Source organism: Klebsiella sp. RCJ4 (genome assembly GCF_009025755.1).
GTDB lineage: Bacteria > Pseudomonadota > Gammaproteobacteria > Enterobacterales > Enterobacteriaceae > Klebsiella > Klebsiella michiganensis.
Genome location: NZ_WCIN01000004.1, coordinates 184,922 through 200,107, shown reverse-complemented (window position 1 = coordinate 200,107; position 15,186 = coordinate 184,922). Strand labels below are relative to the sequence as shown.

The window sequence follows — 15,186 nt, the reverse complement described above, 5'->3', positions numbered from 1 at the left end:
TGCTAACATTGTTTTCCTCTGGCGGTTGTGCGAGCTTTAATAGCAAAGAAGTACGATTTTAATTCGCCGTGATGAGGTTTAATTTTGGCTTTTTATTTGGCGAAACGTGGATGTTATCAGTAATACGTATATAAAAACGATGGAAGGAAAGTATAGCCGTACACATTTCCGGAGTGCATGATGAATAATATTGCTCTAATCGTTAAGTTACGAGAACTACTGGTTATTTTTATGCATACGCGCTCGCTGCCGGAGAAAGCAGCAGACGCGTTGCGTTATTGCCAGGAGCATCTCCCGATAGCTGAGATTCCGATTGGCGCTTATGGTGAGTATAGTGATATTTTTGAACAGATTGTTTTTTTATCGGATGACAAGAGTCGTACGGCCCCGGATGATTTACTGCGTAGCGGCGGCGATCTGATATTAAGTATTTTAATGCTCTATGAGCAGGTTGCTTCATATATTGCCGTCGAGGAATTTATGCACAAACAGAACCGCTTTAACGAATAGCGCTTTGCCACAAAAAAACGCCAGCGGCAGGGAGAGCGCGCTGGCGTTCAGCTTTTAGCGATGGTAGAAAATCTCGCCATCATAAATTTTGAGGATTTTCCCCTCGGTTTCGGTAATCAGCACGTAGCTTCCGCCCATATAGGTCCAGCGGGTCCCGGCATCCGGCGCCGGCAAATTGCGCTGCTGCCACTGCTTGATGTTGTATTCTGGCGTGAGGTAAAGCGGCGGTACGGTATCGCCGATGTGAAATTGTTTGAAGTCCGCGGTGACCCCATCCAGCTCATATTTCTGTATACCTTCGCCGGTCGCCGCCCACGCGCCGCTGGCGCAGGCCAACAGTACGCCCAGAAGCATCATTTTTGTTTTACGCATAATTTCCCCATTATTATCCTGGACACAAAATCGCAGCCTCGTATGATTCCTGATACGTCAAGGGATTGGCAAGCGTTGGTTTGGTTAAAAGTGTAAGCAAACGGTGATGCAGCGCCGTTTTTCATCGGCGCGCGCCTGTTTTGAGAATAATCCGGGTTGAGGAGTGTGTATGTTCCGGCTGGAAGATCTGGCATTGTTTGTCCGCGCTGCGGCGTTAAGCAGCTTCAGCGATGCGGCGCGAGAGGCCGGGCTGCAGCCCGCGCAGGTGAGCGCGGCGATCAAGCGTCTGGAAACGACGCTGAATATCCGTCTTTTTGCCCGTTCGACGCGGAGTTTACGCCTGACGCCGGAAGGCGAAACCTGGCTGCCCTATGCCACGCAGATGCTTGATACGCTGCACGCGGGGCTGCAAAAAATCAGCACGCCGGATGACGAAGTACGCGGTACGTTACAAATTGCCGTGCCGTCCGACCTGGGGCGCAACTTGCTTCTGCGCGTGTTTCGCGCTTTTCGCCAGCGCCATCCCGCGCTGCGCCTGCGGATACTGTTTTCCGATCATCGGACCGACGTATTTAAAGATCCGGTAGACGTGGCGTTTCGCTACGGCGATAACGACGATGCCTCGTTTATTTCCCTGCCCGTCGCGCCGGAGAACCGCCGGATGCTGGTGGCCTCGCCCGGCTGGATAGCCGAACACGGCGAACCGAAGACGCTGGAAGATTTGGCCCGGCACAATGCGCTGACCTACGTGCTGCGCGGCAGGGCGTTCGATCGCTGGCCGCTGAGCCTGGACGGGAAGGTCCATTACGTGCAGGTTGCCGGCGCTATCGTGAGCGATGATGCGGAGGTGATTCGCCGCCTGGCGGTTGCCGGGGAGGGGATCGCGTTCAAATCTGAACTCGACGTCGGGGATGATATCCGTGAAGGGCGGCTCCAGGTGCTGTTGCCGAAGTATCAGGGCGACGTGGTGCCGCTGAATATGATTTGCCCGCACCGCAAGCAGCTTTCGCCTGCGGTACGGCTGCTGTATGAGGCGGTGAAAGAGGCGTGCGAAGCGGTTCATTCCCGCGCGCCCTCTGCGGGCCGCTAGCGCCGACTCGGGAATGGTGCCGGGGTGATGCATCGGCGTGGCTTGTTCCCGGCTCGCGCTGCGCTTAGCCGGGCTACGGGTTCACAGCAATCTGCGGGCCGGTAGCCCGGACAGGTGCGCCAGCGCCGCCTCCGGGAATGGTGTCGGGGTGAAGTATCAGCGTGGCTTGTTCCCGGCTCGCGCTGCGCTTAGCCGGGCTACGGGTTCACAGCAATCTGCGGGCCGGTAGCCCGGACAGGCGCGCCAGCGCCGCCTCCGGGAGGACGATCGGTGCGAAGCTTAATGCTTCACCAGCGTGGCAAAGTAGTAGACCAGCGGAATCGCAAGGATCCACAGCCCGATGGGGATTTCCCGCCATTTGCCGGCAATCGTTTTAATCACCACATAAAACAGCAGCCCGCCGGCAATCCCGGTCCCGAAGCTATTGGCAATCAGCGTAATCATCACCATCATCAGCACCGGCAGGCCGTCGGTGAAGTTTGCCAGGTCCACTTTGCGCAGGCCGCTGAACATGTTCAGGCCAATGAGGATCAGCGCAGGCGCGGTCGCCTCTTTCGGAATCATCAGCGCCACCGGGGTAAACAGCAGCATCAGGAGGAACATCACCGCCGCCGACAGCGCGGTCAGCCCGGTTTTGCCGCCGGCTTCCGCTGCCGCCGAGGATTCAATCAGCGCGGTCGCCGCCGGAATGCCCAGCCAGGGGCCAACGGCCGCGGCGATCGAGTCAACCATAAACGGGCGATTGATATGCGGCATATTGCCTTCCTCATCCAGCAGACCCGCTTCGCCGCCTACCGCCAGCGTGGTGCCCATCGTGGAAAAGAACTCTGAGGCGAAAAAGACGAACAGGAACGGCAGGAAGGCGATATTCAGCGCGCCCAGCATATCGATTTGCCCCAGCACCGGCGTCAGCGAATGCGGCATATCGATAAAGCTGCCCGGGAGTCTGGTGACGCCCATCGGAATGCCGACCAGGGTGGCAAAGAGAATCGCCCACAGAATTGAGCCGGGGATTTTTCTCGCCTGCAGGGCGATGGCCAGAAACAGCCCGCAGAGCGCCACCAGCGCCCCCGGTGAGAGAAAATCGCCGAGCATCAGGGCGTTGGTTTTGGCGTTAGCCAGCACCAGCCCGGCGTTACGGAAACCCAGCACCGCGACAAACAGCCCAATGGAGGCCGTCAGGCCGAGCTTGATCGACTGCGGCACCGAACGGGTCACCACTTCACGCAGGCCGAACCTGGTTAGCAGGAAAAACAGAATCCCCGACCAGCAGGCGATCCCAAGACCAACCTGCCAGCCAATGCCTTCGCTGCCCGCCAGCGTGACGCCGACCAGCACCGAGCCGCCGATGCCCGGCCCGACGATAAACGGCAGGTTGGCATAAAACGCCATCAGCAGCGTGCCGCCGACGAACACCAGAATCGTGCCGGTGGTTGCCGCGCCTTTATCCATCCCGCCAACCGCCAGCAGGCCGGGAATAACCACCAGTAGATAGGCGGCGGCGAGAAAGCCGGTGATGCCCGCGAGGCATTCGGTGCGCAGCGTGCTGCCGCGGGAATACAAGGCAAAACGGCGCTCCAGCCAGCTTCCTTGCGTGGATGAATGAAGGGTATTGTCGGCCATGCTCAGGCTCCCTGATGATTATTGTTGTGTTCTGTGTGTTCCGGGATTTCCCGGCAGTCTATCAGCGGCTCGACGATCTGGCGGGTGCTGCCGTCGGTCAAACCTAAGTCGGTCAAATGCGGCCCGGCGTTACAGGCAAGACAGGTGCCTTCGATAGCCTTAAATACGCGATAGGGCGGCTCCCAGTCGGCGACCTCCGCGCTCAGGTCGCGAAGCTGGCGGAACTGTCTGGCCAGCTCCGGAGCGGGCAAGTCGGAAAGCATTCCGGCAATCGGCATCGCCACGTGGGCAAGGATTTTTCCCTGCTGAGATAGCGCCATACCGCCGCCGGAGGCGATCAGGCGGTTTGCCGCCAGCGCCATCTCGTCGGCATCGCGGCCGAGCACTACCAGGTTGTGGGAATCGTGGGAGTAGCTGGTGGCGATGGCGCCGCGCAGCTCGCCCCAGCCTTCCAGCAGCGCAATTTGCGGCGTCGCCTGGTGACGACCGTGGCGGTGCTTAACCCAAATCAGGCTAAACCCGTCCGGGATTTGCACCCGGCCATCGCGGACCTGCACCTCAACCTCTCCCCACTGGGTAAAGCGCGCGCCGCGAATATGCCGCAGGCGGGCGACGCCGTGGCGAATCGCGCCGACGCGGAGGATAAAATCGTCAGGGCTGAGCGGCGGCATCTGCAGGGTATCGCGCGGCGGGGTAATACCCGCCGCCGGCGGAATCGACTCAAGCAGGGCGCCCTCGCGGGCAATCAGCTTCCCGGCGACGTACACTTCCCGCGCGTCGAGCTTTTCTAATGAATCAAAAACCACCAGATCGGCGCGGCGTCCGGCGGCAATCAGCCCCAGATCGTTACGCTGCAGGCGGATCGCCGCGTTTAAGGTGGCGAAGCGCAGGACGTCGGTGGCCGGCAGTCCGTGCTCAATCAGCAGGTTGAGCAGGGCGATAATGCCGCCTTTTTCCAGCAGCATATCCGGCGGCACATCGTCGGTGCAGACGGTGATTTGCGAGGAGAGATGCGGCAGCGTTTTCAGCGCGGTAACGATATCCGGCAGCAGGTAAGGGTGCGAGCCGCGAATTTCGATAGTCAGCCCGGCGCGCAGTTTTTCCAGCGCATCGTCCGCCGAGGTGAGTTCGTGATCGGAGGTGACCCCGGCGGCAAGGTAGGCCTGCAGATCCGCGCCGCGCAAACCGCGGGCGTGGCCTTCGATCAGCTTGCCGCTGTTGAGACCGGCCTGGATAATCTCCTGCATCCGCTCGCTGCCGTGCAGCACGCCGTGCATATCCATCACTTCGGCGACGCCGCAAACTTCCGGCCAGGCCAGCATGGTTTCCATCTCCGCGCCGGCAAAATCGGCGCCGGACATCTCCAGTCCCGGCGTCGACGGCACGCTGGAAGGCGCCGCGACCATCACCTGCAGCGGCAGATGGCGGCTGGCGGCGACGGCGTAGCGCACGCCTTCGACGCCCAGCACGTTGGCCAGCTCGTGCGGATCCCAGAATACTGCCGTGGTGCCCTGAGCCAGCACGATTTCGGCATAGCGTTCAGGCGGCAGGTGGGAGCTTTCAAGGTGGACGTGCGTGTCCATCAGCCCCGGCGACAGGAAATATCCCGCCAGCGAGCGGCGTTCGTGGGCATCGGAGCGGCTGCCGCGCGGGTGCACGCTGGCGATGGTTTCACCGACGATCCCGACGTCTGCCTCGCGGATCTCTCCGGTGGCCATATCGACAATCTGCGCGTCGGTTAATAAGAGATCGAACGGGGATTCGCCGCGTGCGGCCTGCACGGCGCGGCGGCGGGTTTCAGCACTGCTGGACATAACAACTCCGGCACAAGGATAATGGGGATACTCTAGGGGCAGAGCAAACGTTTGCCCAGATGAATAAATTTATCGCCCGATAACCTCGGGTTATTCTGCATGCTCACCATTGATGAAAACATGATGACTGAACCCTGGCAGCGTCTGCCCGCGCTCTCCCTTAAGCAGATCCAGTACTTTGTGACCCTGGCCCAGCTACGCCACTTCACCGACACCGCCAACCGGCTGGCTATCAGCCAGCCGGCGCTAAGCAGCGCGCTGCGGCAAATCGAGACGGTGCTCGGCGGCAAGCTGGTCAACCGCACCGCCTCGGCGGTGACCTTAACCGATCTGGGGGCGGCGATTTTGCCCCACGCCCGGCGGGTGCTGAGCGTGGCGCAGCTGGCGTTTCAGGATATGCAGCAGATAGTCGAGGCCGGCGGCGACGGTACGGTGCGTATCGGGCTGGTGCCCTCGGTGAGCTCGCTGCTGTTTCCGCTGCTGCCGCAAACGCTGGCCCAGGCGTTTCCGCGCCTGAGGGTGGAGTTTCACGATCAGACCAACGACGCCCTGTTTTGCGAGCTGCAGTCGGGAAAGATAGATTTTGCCGTTGGCGCAATAGACAGTTCGTTACCGCCTGAGCTGCAGGTTTATCCTCTGCGCGACGATCCGTTTGTGGCGGTGCTGCACTGCGACGATCCGCTGGCCGGGCAGCCGCATCTGCCGTGGAAGCTGCTCGCGGGGCGCGATATCGCGGTGTTCTCAAAGGGCAATATTCAGCGTCTGGTCGGCGCGCTGGCGGAGAGCCATCGCCTCACGCTGAATACGCGTTATCAGGTTGACTATATTGAAACGCTTTACGGCCTGGTGCGTTCCCGGCTGGCGGTGGCGATTCTGCCTGAGCTTTATACTACCCACCTTCAGGATCCGGCGTTAAAGGTGGCGCAGCTTCAGCAGCCCGCGCTGACGCGAACCGTGGCGCTGATGCGCGGGCCGCAGCCTTTGCCGCCGCTGATTGAGGAATGTTTCGCATTATTGCTAAGTTCGCTGCGCTGACCGGCGCGGGGGGGAGCCCGACGAACGCAGCGCGCCGTCTGCGGGAGAGGCTGTCAGGGAAGATGCTTAATCAGCACGTCGACGGTGAGATGATTAATGTACTCCAGGGAGTGTGAAGCGAGAACGCCCAGCAGCCGGTTGTGGTGACCGGCAATGATCAAATCAATATTCCGCTGCCGCACGCACGCTTCGACATCGGCAAAACGACGCGTGGTCACCAGCGATAGCGTTTGCACCGGTAGGGCGACCGTGGTGGCCAGTTCATTGAGCAGCGCTTTGGCCTGAATCACCTCCCGGGAAACGTCATCATCCAGCAGGCTGTCGGAGACATAATTAAGCGACCGGTAGTCGGTGCTGATATGGGCGATGGTAATACGCATAGCGTTCTCTTCCGCCATTTTCGCGGCGTGCGCCAGCAGCGGAACGCCGTCAAGGCTGCTGTTGATCAGCACCAGAGCATGGTGATAAACGGACATAACGATACCTCGACGCAGGGTGATACCTGCTGATAATTTTGTGCCTGCGGCGAGGGGAAAGCAAATGAAACTCCGGACGGATTAAGTCCCGCAGCTGGCCGCCGCGGGAGCTTATTTACGGCGTCACGATATTGAACCAGAACTCAAATTTATCCATATAGCCCAGCATCTCGTCCAGCTTCGCGCCGTCGCCGGTCACTTTGACTTCACCCTTATCCTCCGCCTGTTTTAGCGTTTCCTCTTTCAGGATGATTTTGTTCAGCGTGGCGCGATCCAGCGCGATGGTAGCGTCGGCGTCTTTGGCTTCTGCATCGGCGGTGTGGTTGAGCACGCCGTTTTCCAGCTCTAGCTTATATTTACCGCCATCGTTACCAAGGTCGATATTGAATACCGCTTTGGCGGTTCCGGCTTTTTCGCCGTTGATATGGACCGCAAGATAGTCGAAAAACATTTCCGGGGTCATGGCCCGCACGGTATCCGGGCTGGCGGTATTCGGCGTCGGCCCTTTCACGACGCCGTTGCGTAGCTCCTGCGCGCCGGTCAGGTAGAAATTACGCCACGGTCCTGATTCCGCCTGATAGCCCAGCTGCTCCAGGGCATCGGCTTCCAGATTGCGCGCCTCCAGATTGCCGGGATCGGCGAAGACAATTTTGCTGACTACCTGAGCTACCCAGCGATAGTTGCCCTGGTTGTAATCTTCTTTGGCTTTCTTGAGGATAGCGTCGGCGCCGCCCATATAATCAACGAACTTCTTCGCCGCTTCTTCCGGCGGCAGCTCGTCCAGCGTAGCCGGGTTGCCGTCGAACCAGCCGAGATAGAGGACATAGGTAGCCTTCACGTCATGGCTGACGGAGCCGTAGTAGCCGCGGTTGGCCCAGGTATTGGCCAGGCTGTCCGGCAGCTTGAATTTAGCGGCGATCTCATCGCGGGTCAGGCCCTCGTTGGCCATGCGCAAAGTCTGATCATTAATGTACCGATACAGGTCGCGCTGGCTCTTCAGCAGGTTAACCACGTTCTCATTACCCCAGGTCGGCCAGTGGTGCTGGGCCATAATGATTTCAGCCTTGTCGCCCCAGCGCACAATGGCGGCGTTGATATATTTCGACCACGGCAGCGGTTCACGAATTTTCGCCCCGCGCAGCGAGTAGGTGTTATGCAGGGTATGGGTGACATCTTCGGCGGATTCAATGAGCTTCTTCTCTTCGATATACCACAGCATTTCCGACGGTGCTTCCGAGCCCGGCGCCAGCATAAAATCGTAGGTCAGGCCGTCGATGGTCTCTTTCTGGCCATCTTTCTCGATGATATTGGTGGGAGCGATCAGCGTGACGGTGCCGGCAGAGGTCGTGGTGCCGAGACCTGCGCCAACCTGGCCGGTGGCATCCGGTTTGAGCAGGTTGCCGTACATATAGCTGGCGCGACGGCTCATCACGTTACCGGCCATAATATTTTCAGCAACGGCGGCCTCCATAAAACCGGAAGGCGCGTAGATTTTGACTCTGCCGGATTTGACATCGGCTTCATCGACCACGCCGCGCACGCCGCCGTAATGGTCAACGTGGCTGTGGGTGTAGATCACCGCAACGACCGGCTTATTGCCGCGATTTTTGTAATACAGATCCATTCCGACCTTTGCGGTCTCCGCTGATACCAGCGGATCCACAACCGTGATGCCCTCTTTACCTTCAATGATGGTCATATTGGAGAGATCGAGGTTGCGGATCTGGTACACGCCTTCGGTCACTTCAAACAGGCCGCTGATATTGATGAGCTGGGATTGACGCCAGAGGCTGGGGTTGACCGTATCCGGCGCCTTTTCCCCCTCTTTGATAAAGGCGTACTGCTGCGGGTTCCAGATAACGTTGCCCTGTTCACCTTTAATCACTTCCGTAGGAAGCGCGGCAATAAAACCTTTATGCGCGTTGGTAAAGTCGGTGTTGTCGGAGAAGGGGAGCTGTTTATACAGCGCGTCGTTTGCCTGTTTGGTCGCCGCAGCGGCTTCTTTCGGCGACGTTTCGGCCCAGCTGGTCACAGGGAGAGTCGAGATAATTCCTGCCAGAGCCAGACCTTTCATAATCGGTGTTAATTTCATCGGAATCCTCATGGGTTTACGCTGATTCACTCGTTAATTTCGATATGACGTCGGGTTACATCCTGTAACGCCTCCTAAACTATAAACACGTATCTGCAAAAGTGTTTATTTTGTTAATTATTTGATTGCTTATTGTTAATTTTGAATTGCCGCGCGCTTGTATACCTACGCCGGGCCGGCTTGCGTTGTCCCGCGACTTACCGTAACCTGCCCGCTGAGAACGTTTTTATCTCTCAATGACTCGGGGTGCCCTTCTTTGTGAAGGCTGAGAAAAACCCGTACCACCTGATCTGGATAATGCCAGCGTAGGGAAGTCAGAGACCGCAGGGTCGTCGCTTCTTCATCGCCTGGCGGGAGCAAACGATGTCTGACCTGCTGAACCCCGCGCATATTGCCCATCTGCGGCACCTTTTTCACCGCCATTCTCCTCTTGTTCACTGCATGACCAACGACGTGGTGCAGACCTTTACCGCCAACGTCCTGTTAGCGATTGGCGCATCCCCGGCGATGGTTATTGACCCGGACGAAGCCAGCCAGTTTGCCGCCATTGCCGATGCGCTGCTGATTAATGTCGGTACGCTGACCGTCGAACGCGCGGCGGCGATGCGTGCGGCGGCGCGCAACGCGCAGCAGGCGGGTAAACCATGGGCGCTGGACCCGGTGGCGGTCGGCGCGCTGACCTTACGGACAGAATTTTGCCGGGAGCTGCTGGCGCTGCAGCCTGCCGCCGTTCGCGGTAATGCGTCGGAAATTATGGCCCTGGCCGGAATGAGCGGCGGCGGGCGCGGCGTCGATACGACCGATACCGCCGCCGCAGCGCTGCCCGCGGCCCAGGCGCTGGCCCGCCAGCTGAATACCGTTGTCGCGGTAACCGGCGAGGTCGATTACGTGACCGATGGTCAGCGCACGCGCGCGGTCACCGGCGGCGATCCGCTGATGACCCGGGTAGTCGGCACCGGCTGCGCGCTATCGGCGGTGGTTGCCGCCGCTGCGGCGATGCCCGGCGATCGGCTGGAGAACGTGGCCGCGGCCTGCGGTCTGATGAAGCTTGCGGGGGGAAAAGCGGCGCTGCAGGGCGGCCCCGGCAGCTTTACTCCCGCCTTCCTCGATGCGCTCTATGCGGGAGGCGATCTGTGAAACGAATTAATGCGCTAACCATCGCCGGCACCGACCCGAGCGGCGGCGCGGGGATCCAGGCGGATCTCAAAACCTTCTCGGCGCTGGGCGCTTACGGCTGCTCGGTCATCACCGCGTTGGTGGCGCAAAATACCCGCGGCGTCCAGTCGGTATACCGGATAGAGCCTGATTTTGTCGCCGCGCAGCTCGATTCCGTTTTCAGCGATGTGCGTATCGATACCACCAAAATAGGGATGCTGGCGGAAACCGATATCGTCGAGGCGGTGGCGGAACGGCTGGCGCGTTATCAGATTAAAAATGTGGTGCTCGATACCGTCATGCTGGCGAAAAGCGGCGATCCGCTACTCTCAGCGTCGGCGGTAGAGACGCTGCGCCAGCGCCTGCTGCCGCAGGTCTCGCTGATCACCCCGAACCTGCCGGAAGCGGCGGCGCTGCTGGATGCGCCGCATGCCAGAACGGAACAGGAGATGCTGGAGCAGGGCAGAGCGCTGCTGGGAATGGGCTGCGGAGCGGTATTAATGAAAGGCGGCCATCTCGATGATGCGGAAAGCCCGGACTGGCTCTTTACCCGCGACGGGGAGCAGCGCTTTACCGCGCCGAGAGTCCAGACCAAAAATACTCACGGTACAGGCTGTACGCTGTCGGCGGCGCTGGCGGCCCTGCGTCCGCGTTACGAGGATTGGGGGCGAACCGTGGCGGAAGCCAAGGGCTGGCTTTCGGCGGCGCTGGCGCAGGCGGATTCGCTGGAAGTGGGGCACGGCATCGGTCCGGTACACCATTTTCACGCATGGTGGTAGTCTTCATGCCTGGCGAAAAGTATACTGTTTCCTGACTTTCGCCAGGAAAAAACACGATGGAACAAGCGCATACCCTGTTGATAGCACAACTGAACGAGCGTATTGCAGCGCCGGATAACACGCCGCTGTACCTGAAGTTTGCTGAAACGGTTAAAAATGCTGTACGCAGTGGTGCGCTGGAGCACGGTAATATTCTCCCCGGCGAGCGCGACCTGAGCCAGTTGACGGGGGTGTCGCGCATTACCGTTCGCAAAGCGATGCGGACGCTGGAAGACGAAGGGGTGGTGACCCGAGCCCGCGGCTACGGTACGCAAATCAATAATATCTTTGAGTATTCATTGAAAGAGGCGCGCGGTTTTTCGCAGCAGGTGGTGCTCAGAGGAAAAAAACCTGACACTCTGTGGGTCAACAAACGGATAGTGAGCTGCCCGGATGAGGTGGCGACGCAATTGGCGATTGCCCCGCAAAGTGATGTATTTTTGCTCAAGCGAATTCGCTATGTGGATGATGAGGCCGTGTCCATAGAAGAGTCCTGGGTTCCTGCCCAACTGATTCATGATGTTGATGCTATCGGCGTGTCGCTGTATGACTATTTTCGCAGTCAGCATATCTTCCCGCAGCGTACGCGCTCGCGCGTCAGTGCACGTATGCCGGATGCCGAATTTCAGTCGCACATTCATATGGATGAAAAAATACCGGTGCTGGTTATCAATCAGGTTGCACTCGATCAACAACAGCGGCCGATTGAATACAGCATCAACCGCTGTCGTAGCGATCTATACGTCTTTGTGTGCGAGGAGTAATGCTTCGCGCGTTGGGCTACAATCACCGCCGCGATGTCCTACCACCCAGGACGCAACCGCATTACCAAGCAGTACCGACTCGCCCAGCGTCCATCCCGAGGCGAGTCCGGCTAGCGTCCCTCCTGCGTGGCTGTCACCTGCACCGATTGTATCGACTACCGCCACAGGGAACGGCGCTGCCAGTCCCTGTTCTTCCGCGCTGAAGTACCACGCACCCTCTTCGTCATGACGAACAATCAACGGCATTGCGAATTTCTTTAGCCAGGCCTGACCAAACGCTTCGGTTGCCACGGGTAATCTAAAGCGCTCTGCGGCGATCTCCGCCTCCTGGCGATTCAGAGAAATAACAGGCTTACAGGCCATGATCCTCTGCATTAGTGTCTCGGGAATATCAGCGATGCGCGGGCCGAAATCAATATACGGTGTAATATCACGCAGGGATTCCAGCCAGTGCACCAGCACCTCCCCACAGGGCGATGCCAGTTGATAACCAGAAAGTGACACCAGGCTTTGCGGCGGAACAGTTAGTTGCGCCAGCCAGGTGGGATTCCACTGGTTTTCAACACCGCTAAACGACATAAACGTGCGTTCGCCGTCCGGCTCAACTAGCGCAAGACACCAGCCGTTGTCACCCGTGACGCCGTCGATGCGGCTGGAAAGCCCTTCCCGGGCCATGTTATTACGGATGATATCAGCCCATACGCCTTGTCCAACGGGTAGGGCGTTATCGGCCTCCATTCCCAGACGTTTCAGGGCAACCGCAATATTCAGGGCACAGCCGCCAATATTGACGCTTTGCTGTTGCAGTTCAATATCACAGCCTCGCCAGGGGAGGGCGTAAGCGTCAGCAATCACATCAATGACCGCCGCGCCGACGATGGTGATGGGACGCTTGTTGCCTAAGGTGGGTAATCGTTGCATCAGATTCATGATGCCTCCCGTTGCTCTCGGTAGTGTGCAAGCGCCGTGGCGTAGCGGGTAAAGTCGAGTTGGTTCACTTCATCAAGCTGCTGCTTCAGGGTGGCGTCGATAGCAGAAATCCCCCTCAGTGCGCCGCAAATTGCAGTTGCCATTGCGCCGATGGTGTCGGTATCGCCACCGAGATTTGCGCACAGAATGGCGCAGCGGTTAGGGTCGCCTCCAGCCAGCTCAACCATCGCAATTGCGCAGGGAACGGATTCAAGGGTACTGGTGCCTGCGCCAACGCGCTGATAGAGCCCCTCACAGGCTGATTCAATACCATTTGCCTGACGTACCACGCACAAAGCCAACTCCAGCCGGGCAGCCAGCGAGGCACTAAAAGTGGTGATCCGCTTTTCCTGCGCCTGGCGTGCCACAGCAGGCAGCGAGTCGACAATAGCCTGCCAGCTATCTCCTTCGATAGCCCGAGAGATTGCCCACGCCACCACGACGGCACCCGCAATCGCGAGGTCGGATTTATGCGTGGGGCTGGAAGCCAGCGCCACCTCATCAATAAAGCTGTCTAGCTGTGTTGGTGCGAGCAGGCAGCCTAGCGGTGAGACGCGCATCGCCGCCCCATTCGTGACGCCGTTGTTCTCCAGTTCATCGATCGGTACTGCGTCGCGAATGGCATTGAGCGCAATTTTAGAAGTCGGACCCAGCACGTTTTTATTGAACGCATCGAACCCTTCAGCCCAGGCAAGGATATTGCGCCCGATAACTTCTGGTGAGATTTTGCCATGACATTCAATGATGGCATCCGCTAGGCAGAGCGCCATCGATGTATCATCCGTAAATTCGGCACGATTAAAGTAACAGGCTGCATTGTTTTCAGCCGGCCCCGGCAGGAAACGGTCAATCCACCCAAAGTGAGCTTTAACGCGTGAGCGAGGCCAGAGTTCAGACGGCATGCCCATCGCATCGCCTAATGCCTGCCCGTAGAGCGCGCCGAGAATACGTTCCGTTTTCATTTAACTTCCTCTTGTTTCAGTGCAGCATCGCAATCGTCGTTTTGCACCTTAATAGCGGTGATCTCTGTATCCGATTCGCGAAAGAAAATCATAAACAACACGGCGATAACGGCGATCATAGCGGCGCCGAAGCCCCACATTCCTGCCCAGTTGAAGGTCAACCCATTTACCGGCTCTTGATAAGCAAACATTTTCTCCATCATTACGCCGCCCAGACGATAGCCGAGTAAACTGCCAAACCCCTGGCAGCAGAGCGTGATTAGCCCTTGCGCCGCCGTACGCATGTGTACCGGTGCTTTTTTATCAACGTAGATATAGGCAGTAACGTAATAGAAATCGTAGCTTACGCCGTGAAGCAAAATTCCAAGAAACAGCAGGGCATAGGTGAAGTATTGATCTGCACCGCCGTAGACGAAAAATCCGTAACGAATCGCCGCGGTGATAAGACCAAGCAATAATACCTTTTTAATGCCAAAGCGTGTGGTGAAGAACGGTAGTGCCAGCATGAAGAAAATTTCAGAGAACTGGCCGAGCGTCATCCATCCTGTCGCGTTTTGCATTCCGACTTCCGTGAGGTAGCCGTTGGCGAAGATGTAGTAGAAAGCCAGCGGCATAGCGAACAGGAATGAGCAGAAGAAAAACACAAGAAAGTTTTTATCACGTAACAGGATGAGCGCGTCCAACCCCAGCATCACTTTTAAATCCAGCTTGCCGGTACTCTTCGGCGGCGTATCGGGCAGCATAAAGGCAAAAATACCCAGCAGCACCGAGCTGCCAGCAGCGATCAACAAAGGGATATTGGTCGGAGAAATATCGCTATAGCCCATCATTTGTGGCAGAAAGCCGCAGACCAGGCCAGAGACAATCCAGCCAATGGTGCCCATCACGCGAATGCGGGGAAAGTCACGTTCGACATCCGGCACGTTGGCAAAAGCGATGCTGTTGGTCAGTGCAATGGTCGGCATATACGTGAGGGAGTAGGCCAGCAACAACGGGAAGAAGCCGCTGAAGGTGGTTTGCTGCGCGGCGAAATACATTAATACCGCGCCGACAAACATCAGTACGGCCAGCACTTTCTGCGCTGAGAAAAAGCGATCGGTCAATGAACCTACGAGGATCGGCGAAAGGATCGCCGCAATGGCGGTACAGGCATAGGACCAGCCAATTTCACCAGCGGTAAATCCGCTTTTATTCAGCCATAACCATAAAGGGACAAACCACGCGCCCCAGATAAACCACTCAATGAACATCATGAATGACAGCTTTACTGTAGTTTTCATCTTTAAATCCTTCATGATAGGTAAGGTACGTAATAACAATACCATTATGTAATACCTTTTAAATACCTTTGGGGTGGAACTTTGACCGATATAACATTTTCCCGGTTATGGATGATGTCAGCGGATGACATTTAAAAATCCCTCTGCAATGGAAAAATCCCACTTTCGATACCAGACTTATTGCTGCCCAAAAATAATTGGGTTGGGAAAACGCATGCCGGTTTCG

General features: G+C 57.8%; 14 protein-coding genes and 1 riboswitch. Of the genes, 6 read left to right on the top strand and 8 right to left on the bottom strand.

Annotated elements, in window-relative coordinates; genetic code table 11:
• The first annotated feature begins 180 nt into the window (after nt 1-180).
• Complete coding sequence (locus tag F8562_RS01935) at nt 181-510, top strand: hypothetical protein (RefSeq protein WP_025107803.1); 330 nt, start codon at nt 181-183, stop codon at nt 508-510.
• Nucleotides 511-564: 54 nt separating this feature from the next.
• Here the strand turns inward: F8562_RS01935 and F8562_RS01930 are convergent, their stop codons facing one another.
• Nucleotides 565-882, bottom strand: coding sequence for an RcnB family protein (locus F8562_RS01930; RefSeq protein WP_004852605.1), 318 nt, complete (start codon nt 880-882; stop codon nt 565-567).
• Nucleotides 883-1,051: 169 nt separating this feature from the next.
• Here F8562_RS01930 and F8562_RS01925 point away from each other — a divergent pair, with 169 nt between their 5' ends.
• Nucleotides 1,052-1,972, top strand: coding sequence for a LysR family transcriptional regulator (locus tag F8562_RS01925; RefSeq protein WP_014839036.1), 921 nt, complete (start codon nt 1,052-1,054; stop codon nt 1,970-1,972).
• Nucleotides 1,973-2,251: 279 nt separating this feature from the next.
• On the opposite strand, the gene F8562_RS01920 is transcribed toward F8562_RS01925, so the two are convergent.
• Nucleotides 2,252-3,595, bottom strand: a complete 1,344-nt coding sequence (locus tag F8562_RS01920; protein ID WP_004852602.1) for an NCS2 family permease — start codon at nt 3,593-3,595, stop codon at nt 2,252-2,254.
• A gap of 2 nt (nt 3,596-3,597) precedes the next feature.
• Complete coding sequence (locus F8562_RS01915) at nt 3,598-5,409, bottom strand: adenine deaminase (protein ID WP_014839035.1); 1,812 nt, start codon at nt 5,407-5,409, stop codon at nt 3,598-3,600.
• Between the two features lie 120 nt (nt 5,410-5,529).
• Between F8562_RS01915 and F8562_RS01910 the strand changes: the two genes are divergently transcribed.
• Nucleotides 5,530-6,444, top strand: a complete 915-nt coding sequence (locus F8562_RS01910) for a LysR family transcriptional regulator (protein ID WP_162097205.1) — start codon at nt 5,530-5,532, stop codon at nt 6,442-6,444.
• A 53-nt stretch (nt 6,445-6,497) separates the two neighbouring features.
• Here F8562_RS01910 and F8562_RS01905 read toward each other — a convergent pair whose 3' ends face one another.
• A complete protein-coding gene (locus F8562_RS01905; protein WP_014230123.1) occupies nt 6,498-6,920 on the bottom strand; it encodes a universal stress protein in 423 nt (140 codons plus the stop codon).
• A 115-nt stretch (nt 6,921-7,035) separates the two neighbouring features.
• A complete protein-coding gene (locus tag F8562_RS01900; RefSeq protein ID WP_014839034.1) occupies nt 7,036-9,012 on the bottom strand; it encodes an alkyl/aryl-sulfatase in 1,977 nt (658 codons plus the stop codon).
• Between the two features lie 232 nt (nt 9,013-9,244).
• Nucleotides 9,245-9,341, top strand: a riboswitch (TPP riboswitch).
• A gap of 34 nt (nt 9,342-9,375) precedes the next feature.
• On the opposite strand from F8562_RS01900, the gene thiM reads away from it, so the two are divergent.
• Genes thiM through F8562_RS01885 form a run of 3 tightly spaced genes read left to right on the top strand, consistent with a single transcriptional unit; the run spans nt 9,376 to nt 11,749 of the window.
• Complete coding sequence (gene thiM, locus F8562_RS01895) at nt 9,376-10,149, top strand: hydroxyethylthiazole kinase (RefSeq protein ID WP_014839026.1); 774 nt, start codon at nt 9,376-9,378, stop codon at nt 10,147-10,149.
• On the top strand, nt 10,146-10,946 hold the full coding sequence (gene thiD / locus F8562_RS01890) for a bifunctional hydroxymethylpyrimidine kinase/phosphomethylpyrimidine kinase (protein WP_004852589.1): 801 nt from the start codon (nt 10,146-10,148) through the stop codon (nt 10,944-10,946). The genes thiM and thiD overlap by 4 nt, the downstream gene beginning before the upstream one ends.
• A 56-nt stretch (nt 10,947-11,002) precedes the next feature.
• Nucleotides 11,003-11,749 carry a GntR family transcriptional regulator gene (locus F8562_RS01885; RefSeq protein WP_004122693.1) on the top strand — a complete coding sequence of 249 codons (747 nt, stop codon included), beginning with the start codon at nt 11,003-11,005 and terminating at the stop codon, nt 11,747-11,749.
• Here F8562_RS01885 and F8562_RS01880 read toward each other — a convergent pair.
• From F8562_RS01880 to F8562_RS01870, 3 genes are read right to left on the bottom strand one after another with little or no spacing between them, the layout of a single operon-like run.
• A complete protein-coding gene (locus tag F8562_RS01880; protein ID WP_014839025.1) occupies nt 11,723-12,679 on the bottom strand; it encodes a PfkB family carbohydrate kinase in 957 nt (318 codons plus the stop codon). The two genes, F8562_RS01885 and F8562_RS01880, sit on opposite strands and share 27 nt — an antisense overlap.
• Complete coding sequence (locus F8562_RS01875; protein WP_014839024.1) at nt 12,676-13,680, bottom strand: ADP-ribosylglycohydrolase family protein; 1,005 nt, start codon at nt 13,678-13,680, stop codon at nt 12,676-12,678. Before F8562_RS01875 ends, F8562_RS01880 begins: the two co-directional genes overlap by 4 nt.
• Nucleotides 13,677-14,960 (bottom strand): nucleoside permease, encoded by a 1,284-nt coding sequence (locus F8562_RS01870; RefSeq protein WP_014230119.1) that lies wholly within the window; start codon nt 14,958-14,960, stop codon nt 13,677-13,679. The genes F8562_RS01875 and F8562_RS01870 overlap by 4 nt, the downstream gene beginning before the upstream one ends.
• Between the last annotated feature and the right edge of the window lie 226 nt (nt 14,961-15,186).

Bases quoted from the DNA above. Each gene is read 5' to 3' on its own strand.
- F8562_RS01935 (WP_025107803.1), top strand. From the start codon at position 181: ATGAATAATATTGCTCTAATCGTTAAGTTACGAGAACTACTGGTTATT.
- F8562_RS01930 (WP_004852605.1), bottom strand. From the start codon at position 882: ATGCGTAAAACAAAAATGATGCTTCTGGGCGTACTGTTGGCCTGCGCC.
- F8562_RS01925 (WP_014839036.1), top strand. From the start codon at position 1,052: ATGTTCCGGCTGGAAGATCTGGCATTGTTTGTCCGCGCTGCGGCGTTA.
- F8562_RS01920 (WP_004852602.1), bottom strand. From the start codon at position 3,595: ATGGCCGACAATACCCTTCATTCATCCACGCAAGGAAGCTGGCTGGAG.
- F8562_RS01915 (WP_014839035.1), bottom strand. From the start codon at position 5,409: ATGTCCAGCAGTGCTGAAACCCGCCGCCGCGCCGTGCAGGCCGCACGC.
- F8562_RS01910 (WP_162097205.1), top strand. From the start codon at position 5,530: ATGATGACTGAACCCTGGCAGCGTCTGCCCGCGCTCTCCCTTAAGCAG.
- F8562_RS01905 (WP_014230123.1), bottom strand. From the start codon at position 6,920: ATGTCCGTTTATCACCATGCTCTGGTGCTGATCAACAGCAGCCTTGAC.
- F8562_RS01900 (WP_014839034.1), bottom strand. From the start codon at position 9,012: ATGAAATTAACACCGATTATGAAAGGTCTGGCTCTGGCAGGAATTATC.
- thiM (WP_014839026.1), top strand. From the start codon at position 9,376: ATGTCTGACCTGCTGAACCCCGCGCATATTGCCCATCTGCGGCACCTT.
- F8562_RS01885 (WP_004122693.1), top strand. From the start codon at position 11,003: ATGGAACAAGCGCATACCCTGTTGATAGCACAACTGAACGAGCGTATT.
- F8562_RS01880 (WP_014839025.1), bottom strand. From the start codon at position 12,679: ATGAATCTGATGCAACGATTACCCACCTTAGGCAACAAGCGTCCCATC.
- F8562_RS01875 (WP_014839024.1), bottom strand. From the start codon at position 13,680: ATGAAAACGGAACGTATTCTCGGCGCGCTCTACGGGCAGGCATTAGGC.
- F8562_RS01870 (WP_014230119.1), bottom strand. From the start codon at position 14,960: ATGAAAACTACAGTAAAGCTGTCATTCATGATGTTCATTGAGTGGTTT.